This is a genomic window from Gardnerella sp. 26-12 (assembly GCF_001660745.1).
In the GTDB taxonomy this organism is placed as follows: Bacteria; Actinomycetota; Actinomycetes; order Actinomycetales; family Bifidobacteriaceae; genus Bifidobacterium; species Bifidobacterium swidsinskii.
The window spans coordinates 1-4,099 of record NZ_LWSR01000118.1 but is presented as its reverse complement, the minus strand read 5'-3'; the positions used below and the strand labels follow the sequence as shown (position 1 = coordinate 4,099).

Here is a 4,099-nt window from a genome sequence, read left to right as displayed (position 1 = left end):
TTTCTCATTACTGAATGTGAAACTTTTTGGTTTCGCATTTCATAATAAGCAATTTGAAAAAGGGAGACTTTTATGTCGCTTTTCGCTAAGCATAAAAGTATGAGAGACAAGATCCGACAAGGTTCACATCGCGCTCTTGCTGGTATCGTTGTCGCATCAACAATGTTGACAGGATCCGCATTTGCCGCTGGCGGTGCCGGATGGACAGGTGGAAACACTGGCGGATCTGGCACATATAAATCGAATACATTCTGGGTTACCGATGATAACCTAGGTTCCGCATCAGATAATGAAGCAGTGGTGCGCGCTATCCAATCAGAAGGTGTAGCCATCGGTAGCTCTGCTACCCGCGAAGCAGCAGCTAGAGCGCAAATTAACGCTGCATTATCCAAGGCTCGCGGTGATTGTGAAACAGAGTATACTGCGCGAGGTGGCACTGGTTCGGCAGACTGCCGCATCTGGGGTGTAGGCTTCACCGCAACAACAGCAGGACCAGGAATCACAAAACCGGAATATAACAATACTTCTAGCGCGCAAGCAACTGGCGCTCAATGGTTATCAGCATGGAACAACGAAACACAGAACGGTACCAGAAAATATAATCACGGCGGTAGCGAATACACAGTGTTTGATGATATTGATTCAGCTAATACACTCGCTTCATTCGCTGCTCAGGGTATGAGTACGCCAAATACTGATTTGATTGTTATCGTTCTTGCAAAAGACCAGCCTAAACTGTGGGACTTTACCCCTGATAAGTCCTGGGTAAAATACTCTAACGGCAAATGGGCAACCGTTATTGATGCGAAGCATACCAACACCACCGGTGCAGACACCCAAACCATCCTTGATGGTGACAAGCTCGGCTCTGTGGTTAACGGTAGCTTGGGCGAGAACCTGGGAGATAGCCTCGACACATTCACCCTGTCTGATGATTACACGGCTGCTGACTATTTGTGGGATCCAGATATGAGTGATGTGCATGTGTATGCTGCTCCAATCCCTGAGGCATCAACTACCGTCTCCTCAGTCGATGACATCATCACTAAGGGTACTGACGTGACAAGCCAGTTCACTATCCAACAGGCTGGCACGACCATTACTGCTACCATGACCAGTCAAGCTCTTGCTGCTGCACGTAGTCTTGCTACCCCTATGCAATACACGCTGCTTATCGGAGGCAAGGCGAATTATGCAAATGGTAAGGGTGCAGCCCAGGTACGCGCTGACGCAGGCAAAAAAGCTACGGATGAAGTCGAGTTTTGTGCTGATCCAACCACAGGCGCAGCCCTCAATTCTCATGGTTTGAAGAATAAAGGCTCAGAGTCTGCCGCGGCAAGACAAAGACTACGAACGAACCATACGTGTGTGGTTACGTTCCACCAGTAGCAAAGGCAGTCATATCTGAGGCCTCTCAGGGTGGTGACCAGGACGATATTAATGGTAAGAGTGTCATGCCAGGACAGAAGCTGGAATACGAACTCACTAGCGAACCAACCATTCCAAACAACCTGAGTTATGCTATCGAGTCTGTTGCATTCACTGACACGTATGACCAGTATCTTGAGCTTGACAAGCAGACTATCGAGCTGCGTGACCTTGAAACCGGTCGCACCATCAGTAAGAAGAACTACACGCTTACTGCAGATACCGAGAAGCATGAGTTTACTATCGAACTCAACAAGGATTACGTGACAGCGAATATGACCGCGGGATCTAAGCATCGTTTCCAGGTTCGTTTCGAAGGCACGGTATCCAAGAACGCTCCAACAGACCATAGTGTGGATAATCAGTGGGGTTTGAAACTCAACAATAGTTTGACCTCGTCTAACGTGGTATCGAATAAGCCGGTAGAGCCAAAGCCTGAAAAGAAGGATGAAACCAAGACTGGTATCAATATTGATGGCAAGACCGCATACGTAGGAGACGATATTTACTACCGTCTCACTTTAAGCGCAGCCACGTTGAAGGACACTGCGTATAAGGTTCACCGTCTCGGCATGATCGATGACTATGATGATGAGTACTTGCAGCTCAATGACAAGAATATCGAAATCCTAGACGCAGCCGGTAAGGACGTCACCAACAAGTTCAATATCCAGGTTAAGGATGGTGTCGTCTACGTGTTCGCTAAGACCGTAGACACGGAGTATCTCGGAGATATTCTTCCAGGGGATCCACAACCAACAGATTTAAAGGCCTACGCTGGCAAGGTATTGGATGTGACAAAGGATCCTGCAATCGACCAGTCTCTCCTTGGTCAGGATTACACCATCGTGCTTCCTATGACAGTCAAGCAGGTCAAGGACGGGTATGTAGTGAAGAACACTGCCACCCAGATTACAAACGATCGCAAGGATGTAACGAACACGGTAACTAACCCGTTAAAGGTTATTAACCCGAAGAAGGATGTGACTGTTAAGGTTAATGGCGAAAGTGCGAATGGTAAGAGTATTTATAAGGATCATCAGTTCTTGTATCGTCTCGATAGCTCCAAGATCGCTGGTAACCGTGCCTACAAGCAGATCAAGAATTGGCGCATCGTGGATGATTATGATGAAAAGTTTGACAAGCTAACCGGCCAGTGGGCAGTCTATGTCAACAACGACATTAAGCTCGCTGACGGCACTGTGATCTCCAAGGGTAGCCGTATCGACGGTAGCGGTGTTGATGCCGGATATTTCACTTTCACCGAGGCTAATGGTGCGTTTACTGTAGAGGCAACACAACAGTTCCTTGATATTGCATCTGCTATGGATAGTGACTTGTCCTGGACAGCGTACGTGCAAATGACCCGTTTGGGCGTAAGCGATCGCGTAGAAAACACGTTCGTGGAAACCATGAATGATGTTGAACGCGAATCCAATATGGTGTGGACCAAGACCCCAGACCAGACCCCTGCTATTAAACTCATCAAGTACGACGCAGCATCTGGTCTTGAAGCGGGAGACCGTAACACACCAAGCGAAGCCTTGAAGTCTACCAAGAACGGCACCAAGATTGTGTTCCGTATCATCAACACCGGTAAAGTCAACCTGACCAAGATCACGTTAGATGATAAGACTATCGCAGGCTCCGGTACGGTAACTAATCTGGAGTATCCAGCAAACTGGTCTAACCTGGTATTAAAGCCTGGCGAATACGTAGAAGTCAAGGGCACGTTGACTGGTATGAACACGATGAATCATACCGACCGTGGTCACACGACTGGTACACCTATCGTGCCATGCGCATCCCATAACGATCACCCATTCGACCCAAACGGTGGAGATAATGGTAATGGTGGTAATACGGGTGTGTGCTATGACACTCCAGTCGAAGATTCTGATGATTGGAACGGTGTTACTGCTGCACCATTGGCTCAGACTGGTAGCGCGGTCGTGTCTATCGCTATCGCTGCTCTTGCAGCCCTGGGCGCAGGAGCAAGCATCATGATCACTAAGCGTAACAAGGAAAATGCTCGTAAGCATTAACCCGTAAACACGCTTAGTATTAACTGGCGAGGGGTCGCACATGCACACGGGACTATCTCCGTGCAATGGTGTGGCCCCTCACTCTATATTTTCTTCTTCCTCTATTGATTTCTTATTAATCTTTCACACGTAACGGTTCATACTCATGAGTAGAAAAGACACAGCCTTTACCCCTAGTCAACGTGCTTATCTCAACAGTCTTCCAGCTATCAAACACGCGACAGCCACACGAATCTACTACACAAGCCAATTCCACAAAGACGCTGTCCAGCAATACGATAACGGTGTCAGACCGTCTGTTATTTTTGCACAGGCTGGAATGCCGTCCACCCTCATCGGGAGCAAAAGGATTGAACGCTGCATCAACAGGCGGGAAAACACCGACTACACACAGTCCGGCATGCCAGAACAAGTACACAAGCAAGTCAGCATATTCCTCGACCAGATGGCGAGCAGAGTTGAGGGTTTTGATTGAAGCCAAGCGTTACACCTTATCCACCAATTCCACAGAAAGAATCCTGACATACGAATAGCCGGACTCTGCCAAACAGTAGGGATATCAGAAAACACGTACTACGAGCTGAGACTGGTAAATAGTTAAGGTCTAATAATGTACTACTAATTTT

3 protein-coding genes are annotated in these 4,099 nt (G+C 47.8%); 2 read left to right on the top strand and 1 reads right to left on the bottom strand.

Annotated features, from left to right (window positions below; all coding sequences use genetic code 11):
• Nucleotides 1-72 precede the first annotated feature (72 nt).
• Together A5295_RS06525 and A5295_RS06520 are read left to right on the top strand one after the other, a co-directional pair.
• Nucleotides 73-1,389, top strand: a complete 1,317-nt coding sequence (locus A5295_RS06525) for a hypothetical protein (RefSeq protein WP_064622092.1) — start codon at nt 73-75, stop codon at nt 1,387-1,389.
• Complete coding sequence (locus A5295_RS06520) at nt 1,365-3,473, top strand: LPXTG cell wall anchor domain-containing protein (RefSeq protein ID WP_231875305.1); 2,109 nt, start codon at nt 1,365-1,367, stop codon at nt 3,471-3,473. Before A5295_RS06525 ends, A5295_RS06520 begins: the two co-directional genes overlap by 25 nt.
• Before the next feature lie 115 nt (nt 3,474-3,588).
• Here A5295_RS06520 and A5295_RS06400 read toward each other — a convergent pair whose 3' ends face one another.
• Nucleotides 3,589-3,954: a hypothetical protein gene (locus A5295_RS06400; RefSeq protein ID WP_162861110.1), complete on the bottom strand. Its 366-nt coding sequence runs from the start codon at nt 3,952-3,954 to the stop codon at nt 3,589-3,591.
• Nucleotides 3,955-4,099: the final 145 nt, after the last annotated feature.

Coding starts and splice junctions, on each gene's coding strand:
- A5295_RS06525 (WP_064622092.1), top strand. CDS start 73: ATGTCGCTTTTCGCTAAGCATAAAAGTATGAGAGACAAGATCCGACAA.